Source organism: Williamsia sp. Y721, from assembly GCF_059683565.1.
The window spans coordinates 505293-526699 of sequence record NZ_JCASNH010000004.1; the positions used below are offsets into that span (position 1 = coordinate 505293).

The 21407-nt window shown below is 64.1% G+C and carries 18 protein-coding genes and 2 pseudogenes; 8 read left to right on the forward strand and 12 right to left on the reverse strand.

Annotated elements, in window-relative coordinates; translation table 11 throughout:
• Positions 1 to 27 precede the first annotated feature (27 nt).
• From AC56PL_RS21875 to AC56PL_RS21885, 3 genes are read right to left on the reverse strand one after another with little or no spacing between them, the layout of a single operon-like run.
• On the reverse strand, positions 28 to 552 hold the full coding sequence (locus AC56PL_RS21875) for a GNAT family N-acetyltransferase (protein ID WP_495518003.1): 525 nt from the start codon (positions 550 to 552) through the stop codon (positions 28 to 30).
• Positions 549 to 1442, reverse strand: a complete 894-nt coding sequence (locus tag AC56PL_RS21880; protein WP_497155142.1) for an oxidoreductase — start codon at positions 1440 to 1442, stop codon at positions 549 to 551. The genes AC56PL_RS21875 and AC56PL_RS21880 overlap by 4 nt, the downstream gene beginning before the upstream one ends.
• Positions 1443 to 1499: 57 nt before the next feature.
• Complete coding sequence (locus AC56PL_RS21885; protein ID WP_495518001.1) at positions 1500 to 3038, reverse strand: alkaline phosphatase family protein; 1539 nt, start codon at positions 3036 to 3038, stop codon at positions 1500 to 1502.
• Positions 3039 to 3158: 120 nt separating this feature from the next.
• Between AC56PL_RS21885 and mfd the strand changes: the two genes are divergently transcribed.
• Complete coding sequence (mfd, locus tag AC56PL_RS21890; protein ID WP_495518000.1) at positions 3159 to 6779, forward strand: transcription-repair coupling factor; 3621 nt, start codon at positions 3159 to 3161, stop codon at positions 6777 to 6779.
• 34 nt (positions 6780 to 6813) lie between these two features.
• A pseudogene (locus AC56PL_RS21895) lies at positions 6814 to 7446 on the forward strand (nucleoside triphosphate pyrophosphohydrolase); the annotation flags it as partial.
• 78 nt (positions 7447 to 7524) lie between these two features.
• On the opposite strand, the gene efeB reads toward AC56PL_RS21895, so the two are convergent.
• Genes efeB through efeU form a run of 3 tightly spaced genes read right to left on the reverse strand, consistent with a single transcriptional unit; the run spans position 7525 to position 10981 of the window.
• The gene (efeB, locus tag AC56PL_RS21900; protein WP_495517999.1) at positions 7525 to 8850 is read right to left on the reverse strand and encodes an iron uptake transporter deferrochelatase/peroxidase subunit; all 1326 of its coding nucleotides are present in this window, start codon (positions 8848 to 8850) and stop codon (positions 7525 to 7527) included.
• Positions 8850 to 10067: an iron uptake system protein EfeO gene (efeO, locus tag AC56PL_RS21905; protein WP_497155143.1), complete on the reverse strand. Its 1218-nt coding sequence runs from the start codon at positions 10065 to 10067 to the stop codon at positions 8850 to 8852. The genes efeB and efeO overlap by 1 nt, the downstream gene beginning before the upstream one ends.
• Positions 10068 to 10099: 32 nt before the next feature.
• Positions 10100 to 10981: an iron uptake transporter permease EfeU gene (gene efeU, locus AC56PL_RS21910; protein WP_497155144.1), complete on the reverse strand. Its 882-nt coding sequence runs from the start codon at positions 10979 to 10981 to the stop codon at positions 10100 to 10102.
• A 371-nt stretch (positions 10982 to 11352) separates the two neighbouring features.
• Between efeU and AC56PL_RS21915 the strand changes: the two genes are divergently transcribed.
• The 5 genes from AC56PL_RS21915 to AC56PL_RS21935 all read left to right on the forward strand — a co-directional run bounded on the left by AC56PL_RS21915 (position 11353) and on the right by AC56PL_RS21935 (position 15576).
• Positions 11353 to 12042 carry a lytic murein transglycosylase gene (locus AC56PL_RS21915; RefSeq protein WP_495518409.1) on the forward strand — a complete coding sequence of 230 codons (690 nt, stop codon included), beginning with the start codon at positions 11353 to 11355 and terminating at the stop codon, positions 12040 to 12042.
• A gap of 145 nt (positions 12043 to 12187) precedes the next feature.
• Positions 12188 to 13474 (forward strand): phosphopyruvate hydratase, encoded by a 1287-nt coding sequence (eno, locus tag AC56PL_RS21920; RefSeq protein ID WP_497155145.1) that lies wholly within the window; start codon positions 12188 to 12190, stop codon positions 13472 to 13474.
• Positions 13475 to 13505: 31 nt separating this feature from the next.
• Complete coding sequence (locus tag AC56PL_RS21925) at positions 13506 to 14090, forward strand: septum formation initiator family protein (protein WP_495517995.1); 585 nt, start codon at positions 13506 to 13508, stop codon at positions 14088 to 14090.
• Positions 14087 to 14626, forward strand: a complete 540-nt coding sequence (locus AC56PL_RS21930; RefSeq protein ID WP_495517994.1) for a DUF501 domain-containing protein — start codon at positions 14087 to 14089, stop codon at positions 14624 to 14626. The genes AC56PL_RS21925 and AC56PL_RS21930 overlap by 4 nt, the downstream gene beginning before the upstream one ends.
• On the forward strand, positions 14623 to 15576 hold the full coding sequence (locus AC56PL_RS21935) for a Ppx/GppA phosphatase family protein (RefSeq protein WP_495517993.1): 954 nt from the start codon (positions 14623 to 14625) through the stop codon (positions 15574 to 15576). Before AC56PL_RS21930 ends, AC56PL_RS21935 begins: the two co-directional genes overlap by 4 nt.
• A gap of 73 nt (positions 15577 to 15649) precedes the next feature.
• Here AC56PL_RS21935 and AC56PL_RS21940 read toward each other — a convergent pair whose 3' ends face one another.
• Positions 15650 to 16246 carry a TIGR03086 family metal-binding protein gene (locus AC56PL_RS21940; protein WP_497155146.1) on the reverse strand — a complete coding sequence of 199 codons (597 nt, stop codon included), beginning with the start codon at positions 16244 to 16246 and terminating at the stop codon, positions 15650 to 15652.
• Positions 16247 to 16307: 61 nt separating this feature from the next.
• On the opposite strand from AC56PL_RS21940, the gene AC56PL_RS21945 reads away from it, so the two are divergent.
• Positions 16308 to 16757, forward strand: a complete 450-nt coding sequence (locus AC56PL_RS21945) for a MarR family transcriptional regulator (protein ID WP_495517991.1) — start codon at positions 16308 to 16310, stop codon at positions 16755 to 16757.
• 5 nt (positions 16758 to 16762) lie between these two features.
• On the opposite strand, the pseudogene AC56PL_RS21950 reads toward AC56PL_RS21945, so the two are convergent.
• The 5 genes and pseudogenes from AC56PL_RS21950 to AC56PL_RS21970 form a co-directional block, all read right to left on the reverse strand.
• Positions 16763 to 17244 (reverse strand): annotated as a pseudogene (locus tag AC56PL_RS21950) (DUF4395 domain-containing protein).
• A 120-nt stretch (positions 17245 to 17364) separates the two neighbouring features.
• Complete coding sequence (locus AC56PL_RS21955; protein WP_495517989.1) at positions 17365 to 18834, reverse strand: DHA2 family efflux MFS transporter permease subunit; 1470 nt, start codon at positions 18832 to 18834, stop codon at positions 17365 to 17367.
• Complete coding sequence (locus tag AC56PL_RS21960; RefSeq protein ID WP_495517988.1) at positions 18835 to 19050, reverse strand: hypothetical protein; 216 nt, start codon at positions 19048 to 19050, stop codon at positions 18835 to 18837.
• Between the two features lie 54 nt (positions 19051 to 19104).
• A complete protein-coding gene (locus tag AC56PL_RS21965; protein WP_495517987.1) occupies positions 19105 to 20220 on the reverse strand; it encodes a fatty acid desaturase in 1116 nt (371 codons plus the stop codon).
• A 65-nt stretch (positions 20221 to 20285) separates the two neighbouring features.
• Entirely contained in the window at positions 20286 to 21368 is a 1083-nt protein-coding gene (locus AC56PL_RS21970) for a ferredoxin reductase (RefSeq protein WP_497155147.1), read from the reverse strand.
• Positions 21369 to 21407: the final 39 nt, after the last annotated feature.

Here is a 21407-nt window from a genome sequence, read left to right on the forward strand (position 1 = left end):
TTTGTTCCTGGGCGGACTCGTCGCAGCTCAGGCGGGTGGCTGGTCCGAATCTACGACGTCGTATTGCATCACGATGCAGTCCACCCACGAGCCGTGTTTGAAGCCGATCCGCATCAGGCGTCCGACTTCGTAGAACCCGGCTTTGGCGTGCAGTGGTACCGAACCCGAACCGGGGATGTCCGCGATCACCGACACGATCCGATGGGCCGGTGAGTCTTTCACCGCGTCGAGAAGTCCGGTCAGCAATGTTGCCCCGTAGCCCTGGCCGGTATATGCCGGGCTCAGGTAGATGGTGTTCTCGACGGTCCACGCGTATGCCTGCTTGGGCCGGTAGTGGGCCACGTAGGCGAACCCGACCACCACGCTGTTCTCGTCCTCGGCCACCAGAAAGGGAAAGCGCTCGGAGATCAGGTTGGCGCGCTTGATCTTCCACTCGGCAGCGGTCGGTGCGACGTAGTCGAAGGTGACGACCGTGTGGTCGACGTAGTGCTTGTAGATGGCGGCGACATCTACGCAGTCGGGCGCGGTGGCCGGCCGCAGGGTGATGGTCACAGCGGGTACCTCGTGTCGGTTGCGAACTCCGCGAGTTCCCACAGCAATCCCGCCGTGCGGGTGTCGCAGGCCGCCGTGGATCGACCGACCAGCACCGGGGCGCCGCGCAATCCGAACGGTCCATCCGGCCCGACGTATGACCCTGACGGGATGTCCGGGGTCAGCGCCCGCAGCGTGATCGCGGCGCCTTCGGCCGGTGTGTTGGCCAGGAGCCTGCCCGCGCCGGCGATCACACTGTCGATCGCCCGCAAACCGGTGACACCGAGGATCCCGGTGGTGGCCCATCCCGGGTGTGAGATCGCGGTGCTCGTCAGCGACCCCGACTTGCGCAGGCGGCGGTCGAGCTCGAGTCCCCAGAGCATGTCCGCGAGTTTGGACTGCGCATACGCCGCCGGACGACTCCAGGCCCGCCGCTCGAAATGCGGATCGTCGAGATGGATCTGCCCGGTTTTGTGTGAACTCGAGCCGACGATCACCACCCGGTCGCGGATCTGCGGCAGGAGCAGGTTGGTCAACGCGAACGGGCCGAGAAAGTTTGTGCCGAAAGATGTTTCGAATCCATCGACCGTGAAGCCGTGTTCCCGGGCCATGACGCCTGCGTTGTTGACGAGGATGTCGATGGCACCGAGGCTGTCTGCGCAACGCCGAACCGACGACAGGTCGGCCACATCGAGTTCGATGACCTCGGCATGTGCACCGGCGGTGTCGGCAGCGATCTCGGCGGCACGTTCTTTACCGCGATCGATGTCCCGAACGGCAAGGACCACGTGGGCGCCGACACGCGCCAGACCCCGTGCGGTCTCCCAGCCCAGACCGTTTGTCGCACCGGTGACCACGATTCGCTTGCCGTCCAAGTGCGGTAGTTTGGCTGCCGACCAGCGTGACTTCATGCAGTCACAATAATGGGCCGACGGGGCGCCGGTTCACACGTTCCGATGATCAACAGGTCACACCAACCCGCTCGGGGCCGGGCGCGAACCCGGTTCCTGCGTGGGCATGCGATTGGGCGGCACCGGGTAAGGGGTGCCCAGATTGACGAATCCGGCGGCCACGTTGGGCCCGCACTGTGCCGCCGCCAATTGGACCCGCGGTATCGGGTCCATCAGTTGGGGCTTGGTCGGATCGGGCCTGGCACCGAAGTTGAAGGCCGAGGTCATGTCGCCGGTGACGCTGCGGCGCCACGGCGTCAGGTTGGGAACTTCGACACCGAACCGGGTCTCGAGCAGGCGTAGCTGGGAGGTGTGGTCAAAGGTCTCCGACGCCACCAGGCCACCACGGCTGTACGGCGAGATGACAAGCGCCGGAACGCGATACCCGAGCCCGATCGGGCCGCGGATGCCTTGCGACGAGGAGACCGCATTGATGTCGGGGACGGTGACGTACTCGCCGGGAGTGCCCGGGGGAGCGGTCGGCGGTGTGACGTGGTCGAAGAAGCCGCCGTTCTCGTCGTAGCTGATGATGAGGGCGGTCTTTTCCCAGACCGCGGGGTTGGACGTCAGGATGTCGAGTACCTGCACGATGCCCACTGCACCGAGCGCGGCGGGTAGCGCGGGATGTTCGCACTCGAGCAGGTTGGGGACCACCCACGACACGGCGGGCAGCCTGTTGGCCGCGACGTCGGCGGCGAAGTCTGCGGGGTAGGCCGGCTGGATCCCGCGACGGTTGAGCTCGGAATCGACATCGGCCGCCTGGGTGAAACACCCCATCATGCCGTCGAGCAACACCGACGAGATGGGACCGAAGTCTTTGCTGTTGTAGATCTTCCAGCTGACACCGGCATCGCCGAGGTTCTCCGGCATCGTCCGCCACGAATAGACGAACTTCGGGAGCAGTGTGGGTGTCTCCAGGAGCGGGCCGCCGTGGGTACCGTCCGGATCGATCGACGCGCTCATCCAATAGAGCCTGTTCGGGTCGGTCGGGCCGATCACCGAGGCGTGATAGTTGTCGCAGATGGTGAAGGCGTCTGCCATCTGAAAATGGACCGGGATGTCTTCGCGCAAATAGTGACCCATCAACGCGGGTGCATTTCCCGGGCCCACCGAATTGATGGACATGGGCAGCCAGCCGTCGTTGCGTCCACCGTTCCAGGCCGCGTGCAGGCCCGCCCAGGAATGGTCCGGGTCGTTGATGCACTCGCCGTCCAGGCTCGCGCCGCTGTTGGTGTCGAGTCGGAACGGCATCGTGTAGCCGGTATTTGTCGGTCCGACGCCCGGGGCCCAGCCGCGCTGTTTCCAGGCATCCGACGGGTCGTCGAAGCCGCGGACACCCTGGAGTGTTCCGAAGTAGTGGTCGAACGAACGGTTCTCCTGCATGAAGAAGACAAAGTGTTCGATGTCGCCAAGCGATCCGCTCCCGCCGGGATCGGCCGCGTACGCGCGATCGATGATCGGGTTGGCCCATGATGCGAGGAAGGTGGCGCCGCCGACCGCGGCGACTCGGGCGAAGAACTCGCGCCGGTTCATGCCGGCGAACGGGCTGGTCGACATCGGAATCTCCTTGTGGGGGCCCGCTCACTCTAGGTCTGATCGACCGGTCGCACCCGATGTTCAGTTGAACATCGGGTGCTCGTGGTCATCGCTGGTTCCGCGCACCCGTAAACTGTTCGTGTGACTGGGCCCTCTGCTGCAATTTTCACCGGACAGCTATCTGGTTTGGCCCAGATCGCGGCCTCTGACGCTGCGCTCACGGGGGTGAGCGGGCAACTCGGAACCCCCGAACTCGAACTGGTGGGACCGCCGGCGGCGCGACCATTCCTCGTCTCTGCGCTGGCTGCTGCCGCGTCGAAGCCGCTGTTGGTGGTGACCGCGACCGGACGCGAATCGGACGAACTGACCGCACAGTTGCGCGACATCATCGGCAAGCGGGTGACGCAGTTCCCGTCGTGGGAGACGTTGCCGCACGAGCGGTTGTCGCCGTCGGTGGACACCGTCGGTCAGCGGTTGCGGGTGCTGCACCGGCTGCGTCACCCCGACGAGGAGAGTTTCGGTCCGCCGCTGAAGGTGGTGGTGACGACAGTTCGCTCACTGGTGCAACCGTTGGCGCCCGGATTGGGTGACCTGGACTCCATCACCTTGCGTGAGGGTGCCGAGATCGACTTCGACGGGGTGATCGCGAAGCTGGTCGAGTTGGCTTACACCCGCGTCGACATGGTCGGAAAACGTGGCGAGTTCGCGGTCCGCGGCGGCATCCTCGACGTCTTCCCGACCACCACCGACTACCCGGTTCGCGTGGAGTTCTGGGGCGACGAGATCACCGAGCAGCGGGCCTTCTCGGTGGCCGATCAGCGGAGTCAACCCGAAGTCGACATGAAGCTCGTCCACATCCATCCCTGCCGCGAACTGTTGTTGACCGACGGTGTGCGCGCCAGGGCCGCCGACCTCGCGGTCGACATGGCCGCCGATTCGTCGGTGGTCGAGATGCTGACAAAACTCTCCGAAGGTGTCTCCACCGAGGGGATGGAAGCGCTCATTCCTGCGCTGGTCCCGGGTCAGATGCAACTGCTCACCGAGGTGATGCCGGTGGGTACCCACGTGGTCATCCTCGATCCCGAGAAGGTCCGGACGCGGGCCTCTGATCTCGCTCGGACCGGTGCGGAGTTCCTCGAGGCATCGTGGACCGCAGCCGGTGGCGGCGGACTGGCGCCGATCGACCTCGGTCTGTTGCACCTCGAGGACAGCTCCTACCGCTCGCTGGACGAGGTACACGAACAAACCCTTGCCGCGCAGCGCACTTGGTGGACGTACAGCTCGATCGGCATCGGTACCGAGCTGCCATTGACGCCGGGCCCGGCGCCCCGCGGCGACGAGAAGGAAATCGCCAAGACCTTCGCCGGGCTGCGGGCGCACGTCGCCACCGGCGGCCGGGCAGCAGTGGTCTCGGCCGGTGCCGGTACTGCCGACCGCATCGTCGAACGGCTCGGAGATGCCGAAGTCCCGGTGCGCCATGCTGATTCGGGTGCCACTCCGGAGCCCGGGGTGGTCACCGTCCTGCGGGGCTCGCTGTCGTCGGGTTTGGTGCTGCCCGATGCGCAACTGGTGATCATCACCGAATCCGACCTGACCGGTGCCAGGATCACCGGGGCCCGGGACGGTCGCAGACTCCCGGCGAAACGTCGCAACCAGGTCGACCCACTGGCACTGAGTGCCGGTGACATGGTGGTCCACGATCAGCACGGCATCGGCAAGTTCGTCGAGATGATCGAGCGGACCATCGGCGGTGCGCGGCGTGAATACCTGGTCATCGAATACGCACCGAGCAAGCGTGGTCACCCCGGCGACCGATTGTTCGTCCCGATGGACTCGCTCGATCAGCTGTCCCGGTATGTCGGTGGCGAGACGCCGTCACTGTCGAAACTCGGCGGCTCCGATTGGCAGAACACAAAACGTAAGGCGCGCAAGGCTGTTCGCGAGATCGCCGGCGAGCTCGTGCAGCTGTACGCGGCCAGGCACGCCGCCCCGGGGTATGCGTTCGAGCCCGATACCCCGTGGCAGCGGGAGATGGAAGACGCGTTCGGGTTCACCGAGACGATCGACCAGCTCACCGTCATCGGTGAGGTCAAGGCGGATATGGAACGCCCGGTCCCGATGGACCGTGTCGTGGTCGGCGACGTCGGCTACGGCAAGACCGAGATCGCGGTCCGGGCGGCGTTCAAGGCCGTGCAGAGCGGTAAACAGGTCGCGGTTCTGGTACCCACAACCATTCTGGCGCAACAACATCTGCAAACCTTCACCGATCGCATGCGGGAGTTCCCGGTGACGATCGCCGGTCTGTCCCGGTTCACCGACGTGGGTGATTCTCGCAAGGTCGTCGAGGGCATGGCCGATGGCACGGTCGACATCGTCATCGGAACCCATCGCCTGCTGGCAACCGGAATCCGCTGGAAAGACCTCGGATTGGTGGTGGTCGACGAAGAGCAACGCTTTGGTGTCGAGCACAAGGAGCACATCAAATCGTTGCGGACGCACGTCGATGTGCTGACCATGTCGGCGACACCGATCCCGCGAACCCTCGAGATGTCGATGGCCGGTATCCGCGAGATGTCGACCATCTTGACGCCCCCCGAGGAGCGGCATCCGGTGCTCACCTATGTGGGTGCCTACCAGGAAAAGCAGGTCGCGGCGTCGATCCGGCGTGAGCTGTTGCGTGACGGACAGGTCTTCTTCGTTCACAACCGGGTCAGCACCATCGACAAGACGGCGGCCGCGATCCGCGAAATGGTCCCCGAGGCCCGGGTGATCGTCGCCCATGGACAGATGGGGGAGGACCTCCTCGAACGCACCGTCACCGGATTCTGGGACCGTGAGTACGACGTCTTGGTGTGTACCACCATCATCGAAACCGGTCTCGACATCTCCAACGCCAACACCCTGATCGTCGACCGGTCCGAGGTCCTGGGCCTGTCGCAACTACATCAGCTGCGCGGACGCGTCGGTCGAAGCCGGGAACGTGGCTACGCCTACTTCCTCTACAACGGCGAAAAGCCACTCACCGAAACGGCACACGAGCGGCTGGCGACCATCGCACAGAACAACGACCTCGGCGCGGGTATGGCCGTGGCGCTCAAGGACCTTGAGTTGCGTGGTGCCGGTAACGTGCTCGGTGCCGAACAGTCCGGACACGTCGCAGGCGTCGGCTTCGACCTGTACGTGCGGTTGGTCGGTGAAGCCGTCGAGGCCTACCGCGCGGCGGCCGATGGCAGGCCGATCGCCATGGAGGAAGAGAAAGAGGTGCGGGTCGATCTGCCGGTCGATGCGCACATCCCGCCCGACTACGTCGATTCCGATCGTCTGCGGCTCGAGGCCTACCGCAAGTTCGCGTCGGCGGCCACCGACGAAGAGCTCACCGGTGTTGTCGAGGAACTGCTCGACCGCTACGGCCCGCTGCCCGAAGAGGTCCTGCGCCTGGTGTCGGTCGCCAAGTTGCGTTTGCTGGCACGTCAGCTCGGTGTCACCGAGGTCGGGATCGCGGGCAACCAGTTCAAGGTCTCGCCGCTGAAACTGCTCGACTCGCAACAAGTTCGGCTCAAGCGGCTGTATCCGTCGGCGACGTACCGCGGCACCACCGGGGTCGTCGGGATCCCGATTCCGCGGACCGGTGGAGTGGGCAGCGATCGGGTGCGTGACGTCGAACTGGTTCAGGTGGTCGCGGATCTGCTGCTGGTCATCGACGGCCGCAATCCGGGCAGCGTCAACATGCGTGTCGATGCCGGGCAGGGTGCCGATGTCTGATCAGGCCAAGGACGTCGACGCGTCCGGCAGGCAACCGAGCGGCTGGGAGTTACTGGCGTCGGTCGAGTTGATGGACCGACTTCGCCTCGACGGTCCGTGGGAGCGTGATCAGACCCACGAGTCGTTGCGTCGCTATCTGGTGGAGGAGACCTACGAACTCCTCGATGCGATCGACTCCGGCGACCGTGATCATCTGCTCGAAGAACTCGGCGACATCCTGTTGCAGGTGCTGTTCCATGCACGGATCGCCGCTGACCGCGCCGAAGACCCGTTCGACATCGACGATGTGGCAAGGGCTTTCACCAACAAGGTGTCGGCGCGCACCCAGGGTGTACTCAGTGGCGAGCGCATCGATCTGCAGGCCCAGCTCGACGAGTGGGAGTCGCGGAAGGCCGCCGAAAAGGCGCGGGGATCGGTGCTGGACGGTATCGCCACCAATCAGCCGTCACTCGCGCTGACCCAGAAGGTTCTCGAAAGGCTTGCCGCGGCGGACTTTCCAGCAGAACTGATCCCGACCGAAGTCACCGAGGTGCGAATCACCGCCGACGGACCCAGCGTCGAAGATCAGTTGCGCCGCAACGTTCTGGCATTCATGGCCGACATCCGCATCGCCGAGGCCACCGCCCCGAAGACCGCTGACGACTGGCGCACACACTTCCCTCGCTGACCCAGTAGTGTGCCCTTTTGGCGGCGCTCACCTGGGGAAATGCTCGCCACAAGGGCGCACAATCGGGGTGTGAGGGCGTTATTCGAACAGGTGCTGGCCCCAGTATTCACCCTCGGACAGGCCTGGGGGACAGGCGAACAGAGCCGTGCCGGTGTGCATGAGATATTCCATCATCGCGTCCTTGGACGCCAGCGCTCGTTGCATCGGGACGAACTGGGTATGGGCGTCGCGGCAGTAGGCGATGAAGAACAGACCCGCGTCGAGGTGCCCGAACCCGTCGGAACCGTCGGTGAAGTTGTAACCGCGACGCAGGATCCGGACACCCCCGAGATTGTCCGGATGAGCAAGGCGCACGTGGGCATTGCGAGGCACGAGTGGGCCTGCGCCGTCGCCGATGTTGAAGTCCATCTCGTCGAACTCGTCGACCTTGCCCAGCGGGGCCCCGTTGCCCTTGAAACGTCCGACGATCTGTTCTTGTTCGAGCAGCATCGCCCGGTCCCAGGGTTCGATGTCCATCCGGATCCGCCGGGCAACCAGGTACGAACCACCGGTCATCCACTGGGCGGCCGGAGGGTTGTCGCGCTCGGCAACCCAGACGTGAGCGTCGAGCGCCTCGGTGTCATCGGATTTGATGTTCGCGGTTCCGTCCTTGAACCCGAACATGTTTCGCGGTGTGGCCTGCGTCGTGGTGGTGGACGACGTACGTCCGAAACCCAGCTGGGACCAGCGCACACTGACCACCCCGAACCCCATCCGGGCCAGGTTTCGGATGGCGTGGACGGCGACCTGGGGGTCGTCGGAGCAGGCCTGCACACCGATGTCCCCGAAGCTGCGAGAACGCTCGATGGCATCGGCCACAAACGCCGGGAGGTCGGTGAGCGCGGCCGGCTTGCGGTCGGCGATGCCGAATCTGTCTGTACCGGTGGGGTTTGCGGCACTGGGGCCGAACAGCCCCGGTCCGAACCCGATGGTGATCGTCAGTGATGACGCCGACAAACCCAGGGCCTCGCCGGTGTCGGCAGGCGGCGTGTAGTCGCCCATCCCGAGCGCACCGCCTTCGACGGTGTCCAGACCCCTGGTCATGCGCTCTGCGGCCGCGGTCCACCGTTTGAGCATGTCGATCAGTTCGTCGCGGTTGTCGGTGATGACGTCGAACGACGCGAAATGCAGTCGGTCCTGGGCCTCGGTGACGATGCCGGCCTGGCGTGGTCCGTAGAACGGGACGATGTGATCGGCCGGATCGGCGCTCGGTTCGGCTGCGGTGGCGCGGCCGACGGCCACACCCCCGACCGCAGCAACGGCGGCCGCACCCACACCGGCAGCGCCGAGCAACGCGCGTCGGCTGACGCCGGTGCGCTCGGTCTGCTGATCAGGGGTGGGTGCGGTGCCCTCTGGTTCGGTCACTATTGCGTCATCACCAGCCCGGGTACCAGCGACAGCGACTGCGAGAGTGCATCGATCTGATCGGAGAACGCCTTGCGGGCATCTTCCGGGACCTGGTCGTAGGACTCATACCCGTCCGCCGTCTGGTACTCCTCGATGGAGGCGCGCACGGCCGCGAACTGCGCGGTGATCTTGTCCATCAGCTCGGGGTTCTTGGCCGCGATGATGGGTTGCATTGCCGCGATGAGGGTTTCGGATCCGTCGACGTTGGCTGCGAAGTCCCAGAGGTCGGTGTGGCTGTAGCGGTCTTCCTCGCCGCCGACCTTGGTGGCCGCGACCTCGTCGATCAATGCCTGCGGGCCCTTCACGAACGAGCCGGTCTCGAAGACGAAGTCTGGCTTGTCGACCTCGGCCTTGAGTGCGTTGACGTTGGCCAGCAATTCATCGGCCGCCTTGTCGGCTTCGGCCTTGTTGTCGGTCGCCAGGGCGTTGTCGTAGTCGGCCTGGGTCACATCGCCCGGATTCTCGCCGATGTCGCTTGTCTGCGGTGCCCACAGGAAGCGCTCGATGCGGTGGAATCCGGTGAACGGCTGTGCGCCGTCTTCGGTGTCATCCCAGCGCATGTCGATCGCGGGATCGAGATCGGGGAACGACTCGGCAACCGGCTCGATGCGTTCGTAGAAGGTACGCGTCTGACCGAACTGCGCCTTCGCGGCCTCGAGGTCGCCGGCCTTGATCGCCGCGACGAACACGGCGGTTTGATCGGCAAAACCGTTGACCTGCCCGCGGACGTAGTCGAGATAGGAGGCCTTGGCCTGTTCGACATCGGCCGGAACCTTCGCCTTCTCCTTGGTCTCGCCGGTCACGTTCAGCTCTTCACGGATACCGGTTCCGACCATGCCCGGCTTGCAGGCGGTCTCGTAGGTGCCCGGCTCCACGATCTCGACGGTCAGTTTGCCGGTCAGTCCCGGTCCGATGTTCTCGACCTCACCGAGCACGCGATTGTTGTTGCCGTACACGTAGAACTCGGTGATCTTGTTGCCGTTGTTCGTGACGTTGAACGACACGTTCCCTGTCTCGGCATCCGTGGTGGCCAGATCACAGCTCGAATCCGTCGAGGTGACGGCGATATCGCCGTCAGAGGCCTCGGCCTTCTCGGTACAGGCCGCCAAGACGAGGGGGCCGACGACGGCTGCGCACAGCAACGCCACGGCCTTCGCGGATCGGGTTGGGTTCATGTGGGGTGGAGCCTTTCTTCAAAGGTGGTGGATCAGACGGTGACAGGAGCCTGTTGCGGTCTGGTCGCGGCCGGTTTACGGGGCCAGAGGAAGTAGGCCATCACGATCAGCAGGTAGGCGGCCCAGCCGATCACCTGGAGCACCGTCGGGTCGGGCCGGAAGTTGAAGATGCCGGCGAGAATCGTTCCGTACCAGGATGACTGGTCATAATGTGCAGTGATGTCGAAGGCCGTGTTCGACAATCCGGGGAGCCAGCCGACGGTCTGCAGTGCCCGGATCGCGTACGCCAGCATGCCCGCGGCGACAACGACCAGAAATGCACCGGTGTAGGTGAAGAATTTCTGGAAGTTGATCCGGACGGTGCCCTGGTACAACAACACGGTGACAACGACGGCGGCGACCACTCCGAGGACCAATCCCACGAGTGGCCAGTTGCTGCCCGATGTGTTCTCGGCGTACCCGACCATCAACAACGCGGTCTCGACCCCTTCGCGTCCCACGGCCAGAAACGACAACAGCACCACCGCACCCGCGCCGACCTCGAGCGCGCGCGCCATCGAGTCCTTGAGTTCGCCGGAGATGGACGCGGCGGCGGTGCGCATCCACAGCACCATGAAGGTCACGATGGCCACTGCTGCCAATGAGGTGACGCCTGCGATGGCTTCTGCGGTCAGTCCGGTCACCGTCGACGTGCCGTAATGGATCACGGTGAAGATGGTCAGCACCATCACGATCGCGGCCCCCACGCCGAGCCAGACCCATTTGAGGGCGTCCCGCCGGCCCGACTTCACCAAGAACGCGACCAGGATCATGACGACGATCCCGGCCTCGAGTCCCTCGCGAAGACCGATCAGTCCGCTCCCGAACAACTGGGTCGCCACCGAGGGTGCCGAACTGCCGTCAGCGACGTACAACTGTGCTCCCTCTGTGCTTGGGTCTGGTTAGGGTCGGTTTGCCTAAGACGCGACTGTACAACGGAATCCGGGGAACTCAGAGCGGTAATTCTGGAGTTGGGACATGTTGGGGACTTTATGCCCCACCCCTGGGACCTGCGTATTCGGGCAAATCGGACAAAGCTGATCGAAGGTCGGCGTGTCGTTCGGCGATTCGATACCGAGCAAGCGCGGGCCGGTCGGGCACAGTGGAATGGTGGTCCCGCACAACGTGGCGGGTCGATGGTGACGAAGTGAGGATGACGGTGGTGTGTGGGCGTCGGCGAGAGCCGCGAAGTGGTCGGCGAGCGATTGCCCGACGGGTTGCGGTCGTGGGCGCCATCGTCGGCGTGATGGCGGCGAGTGCCGGATGCCTCGATCTACCGTCCAAGCCAGAGGTGGTGATCCCGGACGGCATCCCACCCAACCCCGGTGCGCCGGTGCCCTACTTCGACATCAACGCGCCCGGCCGCACCGCTGAACTGGTGCGTGAGTGGGCGACCCCGATCTCCGAGCAGAGCCGGATCCCGCTGGTCGCTCTGGAGGCCTACGGCAATGCAGCGGAGATCCAACGTCAGCAACACCCCGAATGCGGCATCACCTGGACAACACTCGCCGGGATCGCCGGCGTGGAGAGCAAACACGGTCAATATCGCGGTGCGCAGATCGCCGCCAGTGGCGACGTCTCGCCGGAGATCCGCGGGGTACCGCTCGACGGGACGGCAGGCAACGCCAAGATCGCCGACACCGATGGCGGTGTGCTCGACGGTGACGATCGGCTCGACCGGGCGATGGGCCCGTTTCAGTTCATCCCGGCAACCTGGGAACGCTTCGGCGTCGACGCCAACGGCGATGGTGTGGTCGACGTCGACAACATCGACGACGCAGCCCTGTCCGCGGCGCGCTACCTCTGCGTCTCCGGCGGCGACCTGACCACGCCCGAAGGCTGGGAGAAAGCGGTCAAGGTCTACAACAACTCGATGCAGTACGTCCTCGACGTCCGAGATCACGCAAACGCCTATTCGGTGAACGTCGCGTACTGAGGCTTTTCGGGCAGATCGCATCTGCATCGGCGTCGGTGCGTCAATCGTTATCTGGCTGCGTTGGGCATTAGGCTCTAAGGCGATACGCGCCACCTCTCGGTGCGGGCGTGAACGTGCAGTGATCAACATCTGAAGGAGATGAGCCGTGGCCAGCATCGATCAGGTCGGAGCCCGCGAAATTCTGGACTCGCGGGGTAACCCGACAGTCGAGGTCGAAGTTGTTCTGGACGACGGAACATTCACCCGCGCGGCGGTACCCTCGGGCGCCTCGACCGGTGAGCACGAAGCAGTGGAACTCCGCGACGGTGGCGATCGCTACGGCGGAAAGGGTGTTCTGAAGGCCGTGGAGGCCGTGCTCGGTGAGATCGCACCCGCCGTGATCGGCATCGAAGCCGACGATCAGCGACTGGTCGACCAGGCGCTGCTCGACCTCGACGGAACCCCCGACAAGTCCCGCCTGGGTGCCAACGCGCTGCTGGGTGTCTCCCTGGCCGTTGCCAAGGGTGCCGCCGAGTCGGCCGGACTGCCGCTGTTCCGTTACGTGGGCGGACCCAACGCGCACATCCTGCCCGTCCCGATGATGAACATCGTCAACGGTGGCGCGCACGCCGACACCGGTGTCGATGTCCAGGAGTTCATGGTCGCGCCCATCGGAGCGCCGACGTTCAAGGAGTCCCTGCGCTGGGGCGCCGAGGTGTACCACTCGCTGCGGTCCGTCCTCAAGGCCAAGGGCCTGTCGACCGGTCTCGGTGACGAGGGTGGCTTCGCTCCGGACATCGCCGGAACCCGTGCAGCGCTGGAGCTGATCAGCGAGGCCATCGGCAACACCGGTCTGAAGCTGGGCACCGACGTCGCGCTCGCGCTCGACGTTGCCGCCACCGAATTCCACACCGAGGGCAAGGGTTACGCCTTCGAGGGCAGCATCCGCACCGCTGCACAGATGGCCGAGTTCTACGCCGCGCTGCTCACCGAGTTCCCGCTGGTCTCGATCGAGGATCCGCTGTCCGAGGATGACTGGGACGGCTGGATCGCGCTCACCGAGGCCATCGGCGACAAGGTCCAGCTGGTCGGCGACGACCTGTTCGTCACCAACCCCGAGCGCCTCGAAGACGGCATCAACCGCGGTGCCGCCAACGCACTGCTGGTGAAGGTCAACCAGATCGGCACACTCACCGAAACCCTCGACGCCGTGGCGCTGGCACACAACAGCGGCTACAAGACGATGATGAGCCACCGTTCGGGTGAAACCGAAGACACGACCATCGCCGACCTGGCAGTGGCATGTGGTTGTGGACAGATCAAGACCGGTGCACCGGCTCGTAGCGAGCGCGTTGCCAAGTACAACCAGCTACTCCGCATCGAAGAGGGCCTGGGTGACGCAGCCCGGTACGCAGGCGATCTTGCCTTCCCGCGGTTTTCCTTCGAGGGCTGAGAAGCACGATAAGTTGACGGACGCGTAAGCCATGGCCGAAAGACGTAGTCGCCGAACGGGATCGCAAGACGGATCCCGTCGTGAGCGCGGCCGTGGGCAGGCCGACGGCGGAGCCCGGCCGGCACGGTCGGGGTCGCGCAGTCGCGGTGGCCCCGGCCCCACCCGGGCCCGGGCCACATCGCGGACCGCCATGTCGCCGACGATGACGTTGCCGCGGACCGCGGCGGCGTTGTCGTCGCGGTGGGAGGCGATCAATCCGAAGCGGGCCGTGGTGCTCGCCGCCGTGCTCAGTCTGTTGGCGTTGTCGCTGGCGGTACCGATGCGGACGTACTTCTCGCAGCAGACCGAGTTCGACGAATTGCGGGCAGGCAATTCGCAACTCGAGCAAGAGGTTCGCGATTACGAAGAGAAGGTCGCCGAGCAGAGCGACCCGGCCTACATCGAGGCGCAGGCGCGCGAAAGATTGCAGTTTGTGATGCCAGGGGAGAAGCCTCTGGTGATGCAGTACCCGGTACCTCCGGGCAAGACGGACGAAGAGCGTGAGGCGGAGAAGCAGGCACAGAACCCCTGGTACACCAACCTGTGGGAATCGGTATCTGTGCCCGAGAAAAAATGAGTAATTCAGAATCCAATCAATCAGTCTCCCAAGATGATCTCGACGTCATCGCAAAGCAGCTGGGACGTTTGCCCCGCGGAGTGCTCGAGGTCAGCTATCGCACGCCCGACGGTCGGCCCGCGGTCGTCAAGACCGCTCCGCGGCTGCCCGACGGCACACCGTTTCCCACGCTCTACTACCTGACCGATCCGCGCCTGACCGCCGAGGCGAGTCGACAGGAATCGGCAGGGGTGATGCGGGAGATGACGGCCCGCCTGGCCGAAGATCCAGAGCTGGCCGCGCAATATCGTCGGGCCCACGAGTCGTATCTCGCCGAACGCGATGCGATCGAGTCGTTGGGGACCGACTTCACCGGCGGCGGCATGCCGGACCGGGTCAAATGCCTGCACGTCTTGATCGCGCATTCGCTGGCAAAGGGTCCGGGTCTGAATCCGTTTGGTGACGAGGCCGTGTCGTTGGCTGCCGCAGCCGGACTGCGTGGCAGCGCGATACCGGCCGACTGGCCCGAACTGCCTGCACGCGAAGAGGATTCATGAGCGACGTTGTCGCAGCGGTTGATTGTGGCACCAATTCGATCCGCCTGCTGGTGGCTGCCGCCGGAGAAGACGGACTGATCGATCTTCATCGCGAGATGCGGGTTGTCCGGCTCGGACAGGGTGTTGATGCCACCGGTGCGTTCGCCGATGAGGCGATAGAACGTACCCGCGTCGCACTGGCCGACTATGTGACGGTCATGCAATCCCACGGTGTCAGCGCAGTCCGGATGGTGGCCACCTCGGCCACCCGGGACGCCGCCAACCGTGACGAGTTCTTTGCGATGACCCGTGAACTGCTCGGTGCGGTGTCACCCGGTGCGGTCGCCGAGGTGATCTCCGGCGATGAGGAAGCGCGGTTGAGCTTTGCCGGTGCGGTGGGTGACCTCGACCCCGCGCAGGGTCCGTTTGTGGTTGTCGATCTCGGTGGCGGGTCCACCGAGGTGGTGATGGGTGACGGCGACGGTGTCCACGCCGCGTATTCGGCCAATATCGGCTGTGTCCGGCTGACCGAACGCTGCCTGCACAGCGATCCGCCCACCGACGCCGAGATCGCCGATGCCATTTCGGTGATCAAAACGCTTCTGGGCGAGGCTTTTTCGCACGTCGACGTCGATGGGGCGAAAACGTTTGTGGGTGTGGCCGGAACGATGACCACCCTGGCGGCCCTGGCTGCAGACCTCCCGGAGTACGACTCGGAGCGAATCCATCTCTCGCGGATCGGGTTCGAGCGGCTGTCGCAGGTGTGTTGGGACCTGGTACGGATGCCACGGGCGCAGCGGGCCGTGCTCGGGCCGATGCATCCGGGCCGCGTCGACGTCATCGGTGGCGGATCGCTGGTGACACTCGAACTCGCGGAGATGATCGGGGAGCGAACCGGAATCACCGATCTTGTTGTCTCCGAACACGACATCCTCGACGGAATCGCGCTTTCGCTGCTGAACGTCGACTGACCTCGTTCTGCGGACTGATGGCTGTCACCCGGTGGCGGAGCCACTGATGGATGCTGACAGGTGAGTGGCAGGCTCAGATCGCTGGCCACTGCGGTGAGCGCCCGAGCAGTGCCAGCGTCCGGTCCAGTCCGGTCGAATTGGCCGGGGGTGCGGTTCGTGGCCCGAACGGGGAACCGGTCCGGCTGCGGTTTTCGGCATCAGGAATCTGCTCAGCGATTTGTAGCACCAGCTCTGTCAGCTTCTGATCGGGGTCGATGCGACGACCGATGGCACGCGCGACGTCCCAGGCGTGGACGAAGGAGTCGACCAGGTGCATGGTGATCGCTTGTGAGCCGATGAATGTCTGATCGCGCGAAAGTTCCGGCAGTGAGAAGTGTCGATCGGCGACGCCGGGCTGCGCGAATGCCGTGGTCACCGCGGTGGCCGATTCCAAGTAGTCGCTGACCGGATCGTCGCGCTGCGTTCCGGTGATCCAGAGTGCGTCGTCGCGACCGTTGCCGGCGGCTGCTGCGGCGAAACCATTGTTTTGCACGGTCATGTGGTCCAGGAGCTCGACCAGATTCCACTCGGCACATGGGGTCTGACTCATCAGTTGGTCGGGCGAGATCAATTGCACTGAATCGATGGTGAGTTGCACGGCTTGGGCGTGAGAAGCTTGCAAAATATTCATAAGCAGCAGCATATCGTATGCAACCTGCTTATTGATAGCCCGAACGCGATAGTTTGATGACATGAACGAACAACCGCGACCAGATCTGGCAGCGATGTTGTTGCCGCTGGTCCGAGCCCTGGTCGAGATCGAGGAACCCATCTTGGCCGAAAATGACCTGACCATGTGGGCGTATTCCGTGCTGCTGGAACTCAGAGAAGGGCCGGTCCGGACCCAACAGGCGTTGGCGGCGGCAATCGGTGCGGACAAATCGCGTCTGATCCCGATTTTGGACAACCTGCAAGGGCGGGGGATGATCACGCGCCGACCTGACCCGTCCGACCGCCGCGTCCGGCTGGTGGCGCTGACGGCGGAGGGGCAGCAGATTCGCGATCGGACCCAGGCCGCGATTCAACGTGCGGAAGGAAAAATACTCGGGCCTCTGACCCCGGCAGAACGGCAGGACTTCATCCGGTTGGTACGTGCCCTGCACCAATCCGTTCTGGCCGCCGCGGACCCGATCCCTGAGTGACCTGGTCAGTGGGTGACGGATGTGCGCAGCGAAATGTTGTTGCAGGCCTCGCATACGCTCTCCGGGATCACACCGGCGCGCTGCAGGAAGCCAAAGATGGTGCAGCCCATGCAAAAACCGAGGACCGACTCCAGAAGTGCGGCCACCACAAGCAGTCCGGTCAGGATCTGGGCGGCCAGTCCGAGGCCGAACAGCGACAGGATCAGCGCAGAACCGCTGAAGACCAGTCCGATCGTCTGAGCGAACCGCTTCGGCGGTCCGGGAACCAGCTTTGTCCTCTTGATGAAGTGCGGAACGATGACCCGCACGGAAAGTTGTCCGAACGGTGAGAGCGTGGGTCCCGACGCCACCCGCAGTGCAAACCCGATCGCGAGTACCGCGTACACGACGGGATTGTTGATCACGATCGCCACCACGGCGAGCAGGACCACCAGGCCGGCAGTCGATCGCGCGGCATAGTCGTGACGGGATTCGGAAAAGTCAGCACCGGCCCAGGCTACCGATCGGACCCGTACCACCCAACATTTGCGCCCACCGCGCCTCCATCTCCCGATGGTGTGCTGTTTTGGTGCAGCTCACCTGCGCTTTTGTTCGCCCAAACACCACATCATCGGGGCTGGGCGGGGCTGGATTCTTCCAGTTCGGCGAGGCGTTCCTGCTCTTCGGCGTGCTTTTTGACGGCATTGAGCCCGGGCAACAGGAAGCTGGCCGCAGCACATAGGGCGTATCCGCAGATCGGCACCCAGGCGGCGATCGTGAATGCATGAAGCAGTTCTGGCTGGGTGTAGCGACCGGCCTCACCGAAGAACAGCACGCCGGTGACGGCCACACCGACCGCGCCGCCGATCTGGGCGAACGTGTTCAACGTGCCCGACGCCGCACCGGAATCGGACACGTCCACCGTGGACAGCGCGATATCGAGCAATGGCACCAACATGATGGTCAGACCGAGACCGGCCAGTGCCATCGGGAAGACCGTGTCCCAGCTCGAGAACGCCGCGTCTGCGTCTCGGATCACCACAATGGTCCAGGCGGTGCCTGCGCTCATCATGAGGCCACCGATCAACGGCAGGTTGCGTCCGAGTCGAGTGGTCAACGCGGCTCCGATACCGGCGGCGATCGTGGCACCGATACTGAACGGCAGCGTCATCGCGCCGGCCGTGATGGCCTCGAAGCCGAGACCGACCTGTACGTAGAGCGCCAGTATCAGGAAGAACGACGTGATCGAGCCCTGGAACAGGAACTGGATGGCCGAACCACCGACGAACCCGCGGTTACCGAACAGACGGAGGGGGATTAGCGCGCTGCCCTCGGTCGTGCGTCGCCGTTGCTGGAACACGAATGCGGCCAACGCCACCGGCGACAGCGCCATCATCACGAATGACCAGGTGGGCCAGCCCAGTTGTCGCCCCTCCACCAGGGGATAGACGAGCAACAGGACGCCACCCACGGCGAGCACCACGCCGAGTAGATCGAGATTGGTGACCTTCTCGGACTTGGTGTCGGGGATCAGGAACCAGCCGGCAACCGCAATGATGATGCCGATCGGGACATTGATGAAGAAGATCGCCCGCCACTCGCCACCCAACGGGTTGTCGGTGACCAACCAGCCGCCGAGAACCGGACCGATCACCGCGGCCATCGCGGTGATGGTGCCGAGGATCGCAAAGACCGGCGCGCGTTCCTTGGGACGGTAGAGGACCTGCACGTTGGCCAGAACCTGCGGAACCATCAGCCCGGCAAAGAAGCCCTGCAGCACCCGCGAAGCCACCAGAATGCTGCCGGTCTGCGCGGTGGACGCCAGGACCGAAGCCAGGGTGAAACCGACGATTCCGATGAGGAAGACCTTTTGGCGTCCATAACGGTCCCCGAGACGTCCGGCCGTGATGAGGACACTGGCGAACGCCAACACGTAGCCGCCGACCAACCATTCGATCTGTGCCGGGGAGGCGTCGAGATCACCGCGGATGGAAGGGATCGCCACGTTGACGATCGTCACGTCCATGAGATCCATGAACATTGCGAAGGCAAGGATCGCCATCGCGAGGTTGCGCCGCTCGTAGATCGGCGCGGTCATCTAAATGCTCGGACCGTCTGTGCGTTCGGTCTCGTCGATACGTGCGCGCTTGGACGCCTCACGCATCTCGATGCCGTCGGTGATCAGATCACCGATTTCCCTGGTGACGTCGACGACCGCTCCGGTGATGATCGACGCGATCCGCCCGACCCGATGAGTGGTCTGTTCGATCAGCTCCTGGGCGATGTCCTTGTTGCGTTCGAATTGCGAGACCATGCGGGCCTTCCGTGTCGATGCCGGAATCGTCCCATTTCGTCAGAAGATTCGGCGTTAGGCAGCAACTTTGGACTCGACCTTAACACTGAACTGTGCATCATCGGCCAGCCACGAGTTGGGCAATGACAGCCGGGCGATCTTCCGCCAGGTCGATCCGATCTGATGGCTGAAACTGCCGGTGTTGTAAGGCAATCCGTAGCGCTCGCAGAGTTCGCGGACCTCGCCGGCGATCTGCGGGTAACGGTTGGCCGGGATGTCGGGGAAGATATGGTGCTCGATCTGGTGCGAGAGGTTGCCGCTCATGATGTGGAACAACGGCGTGCCGCTGATGTTGGCCGACCCGAGCATCTGACGCAGGTACCACTGGCCACGGGTTTCGTCTTTGGTCTCTTCCTGGCTGAAAGTCTGTACACCGGAAGGGAAGTGGCCGCAGAAGATGATGGAGAACGTCCACAGGTTGCGAGCCAGGTTGGCGCTCGCGTTACCCACCAGCGTGCTGACAAAAAACGGACCGGTGAGTGCGGGGTAGATGACGTAGTCCTTGACGACCTGTCGGCTGGCCTTGCGCCACATGCCCTTCACCAGACCCTTGACATCGGTCCACTTACGTTTGCCTGCCAGGATGTTCTCGGTCTCGAGGTCGTGCAGCATCACACCCCATTCGAACAGCACCATCAGTGCGCTCGCCCAGGCGAGGTTGCCCAGGTAGTAGGGGTTCCACTTCTGGTCGCGGTCCATGCGCAGGATGCCGTAGCCGATGTCGCGGTCCTGGCCCACGATGTTGGTGAAGGTGTGGTGCATGTAGTTGTGGCTGTGTCGCCACTGATCTGCCGGACAGACTGTGTCCCATTCGAACTCGCGTGAGTTCAGGCCGGGTTCACGCATCCAGTCGTACTGGCCGTGCATGACGTTGTGTCCGATCTCCATGTTGTCGAGGATCTTCGAGACACTCAATGCCCCGACGCCGGCAAGCCAGGCCGGTGGGATGAACGGGAAATACATCAGGGCGCGTCCGGCAACCTCAAGGGCGCGCTGCGTCTTGATGATGGAGTAGATGTACTCACGATCGGCGTCGCCGAGGTCGGCGACGACCCGGGCGCGCAGTGCGTCGAGTTCGTGGCCGAGTTCTTCGACCTTTTCGTGTGTCAGGACGAGTTCTGTGGTGGTCATGGTGACTCCTATAGAGGTGTCGGAAATTGGGGTGTCAGGGCAGGCGGGGGGCTTTCGCCGACGTGTCAGATGTCGATGACGCAGTCGCCGACCGGCTTGCTGATGCAGAGTTGGATGTGCTGATCGGATTCGGTGTCGGTGTCGCCGGTGAGGATGTTCTTGGTCAGCCCAGAGCGTTTGATCGCGCTGCACGAGAAACAAATGCCCATCCGGCAGCCGAATTCTGGTTGCAATCCGGCGCTCTCGGCCTGTTCGAGGATCGACGCGCCGTTGTTGGGTGCGTTCTTGCCACTGGCGGCGAAGCTGATCTGCCCGTGTGCAGGGGCATCGTCATCGTCGGCCGGTGTGGTGAGCACAAATTGCTCGATGTGCAGATTGTCGATCGCACCGATGTCCGTCAGGTGGTCACGCACGCTGTCGTGGAGCGCGGACGGGCCACAGAGAAAGACCGGCGTATCCACTGCATGGGCGCTGGGCAGGTGCTCGGGGCGAAAGTGCTCCGCCAACGACCTGTCGCCGGTTGGGCGGGTGAAATGCGTGTCGATGTTCCACTCGGGGTGGTCTGCGGCGATTGCGCCGAGCTCACGAGCGTACGGGTGATCGTCGGCGCTGCGCGCGTAGTGGATGAAGTCGACGCGACCACGATAGTTCTCGGCTACAAGTGTTCTCAACATTGAGAGCACAGGTGTAACACCGCTGCCGCCGCTGATGAAGATCATCCGGTCGGGTCGCGCGGCGGGCAGCGTGAAGGTCCCGGCCGCGGGCGAGAGTCCCAGGACCTGTCCGGGTGCGGCGTGGTCGCGCAGGTGCCGGGAGACGACTCCGTCGTCGTGCGCGGTCACTGTCAGCTCGATGTGGTCCCGCGTGGTGGCACTGTTGGCCGGTGAGTAACAGCGCGTATGCCGAACACCGTTGACTACAGTGCTGACCTGGATGAATTGACCGGCTTCGAATCCGGTCCACTGGCGGGTCGGACGCAGTTGCAGCGTCACCGACCGTGGGGAGCGGTGTTGCACGTCGACGATCTCGGCGCGCATCTCGTTCCAGGTGATGCGGGGATCGATCAGCTCCAGGTAGCGATCGACCGCGTGGGGGGTGAGGGCAGCTTCGAGTACTGGGCCGAGGAATTTGGAAATGGTTCTCGACATGGTCGAGTCCTTTCGTTCAGTGCACGACTGTTCACTAGC

Coding starts and splice junctions, on each gene's coding strand:
- AC56PL_RS21945 (WP_495517991.1), top strand. CDS start 16,308: ATGAACGAACAACCGCGACCAGATCTGGCAGCGATGTTGTTGCCGCTG.
- AC56PL_RS21930 (WP_495517994.1), top strand. CDS start 14,087: ATGAGTAATTCAGAATCCAATCAATCAGTCTCCCAAGATGATCTCGAC.
- efeO (WP_497155143.1), bottom strand. CDS start 10,067: ATGAACCCAACCCGATCCGCGAAGGCCGTGGCGTTGCTGTGCGCAGCC.
- AC56PL_RS21960 (WP_495517988.1), bottom strand. CDS start 19,050: ATGGTCTCGCAATTCGAACGCAACAAGGACATCGCCCAGGAGCTGATC.
- AC56PL_RS21940 (WP_497155146.1), bottom strand. CDS start 16,246: ATGAATATTTTGCAAGCTTCTCACGCCCAAGCCGTGCAACTCACCATC.
- AC56PL_RS21925 (WP_495517995.1), top strand. CDS start 13,506: ATGGCCGAAAGACGTAGTCGCCGAACGGGATCGCAAGACGGATCCCGT.
- AC56PL_RS21965 (WP_495517987.1), bottom strand. CDS start 20,220: ATGACCACCACAGAACTCGTCCTGACACACGAAAAGGTCGAAGAACTC.
- AC56PL_RS21970 (WP_497155147.1), bottom strand. CDS start 21,368: ATGTCGAGAACCATTTCCAAATTCCTCGGCCCAGTACTCGAAGCTGCC.
- AC56PL_RS21935 (WP_495517993.1), top strand. CDS start 14,623: ATGAGCGACGTTGTCGCAGCGGTTGATTGTGGCACCAATTCGATCCGC.
- AC56PL_RS21955 (WP_495517989.1), bottom strand. CDS start 18,834: ATGACCGCGCCGATCTACGAGCGGCGCAACCTCGCGATGGCGATCCTT.
- AC56PL_RS21915 (WP_495518409.1), top strand. CDS start 11,353: ATGGCGGCGAGTGCCGGATGCCTCGATCTACCGTCCAAGCCAGAGGTG.
- AC56PL_RS21885 (WP_495518001.1), bottom strand. CDS start 3,038: ATGTCGACCAGCCCGTTCGCCGGCATGAACCGGCGCGAGTTCTTCGCC.
- AC56PL_RS21880 (WP_497155142.1), bottom strand. CDS start 1,442: ATGAAGTCACGCTGGTCGGCAGCCAAACTACCGCACTTGGACGGCAAG.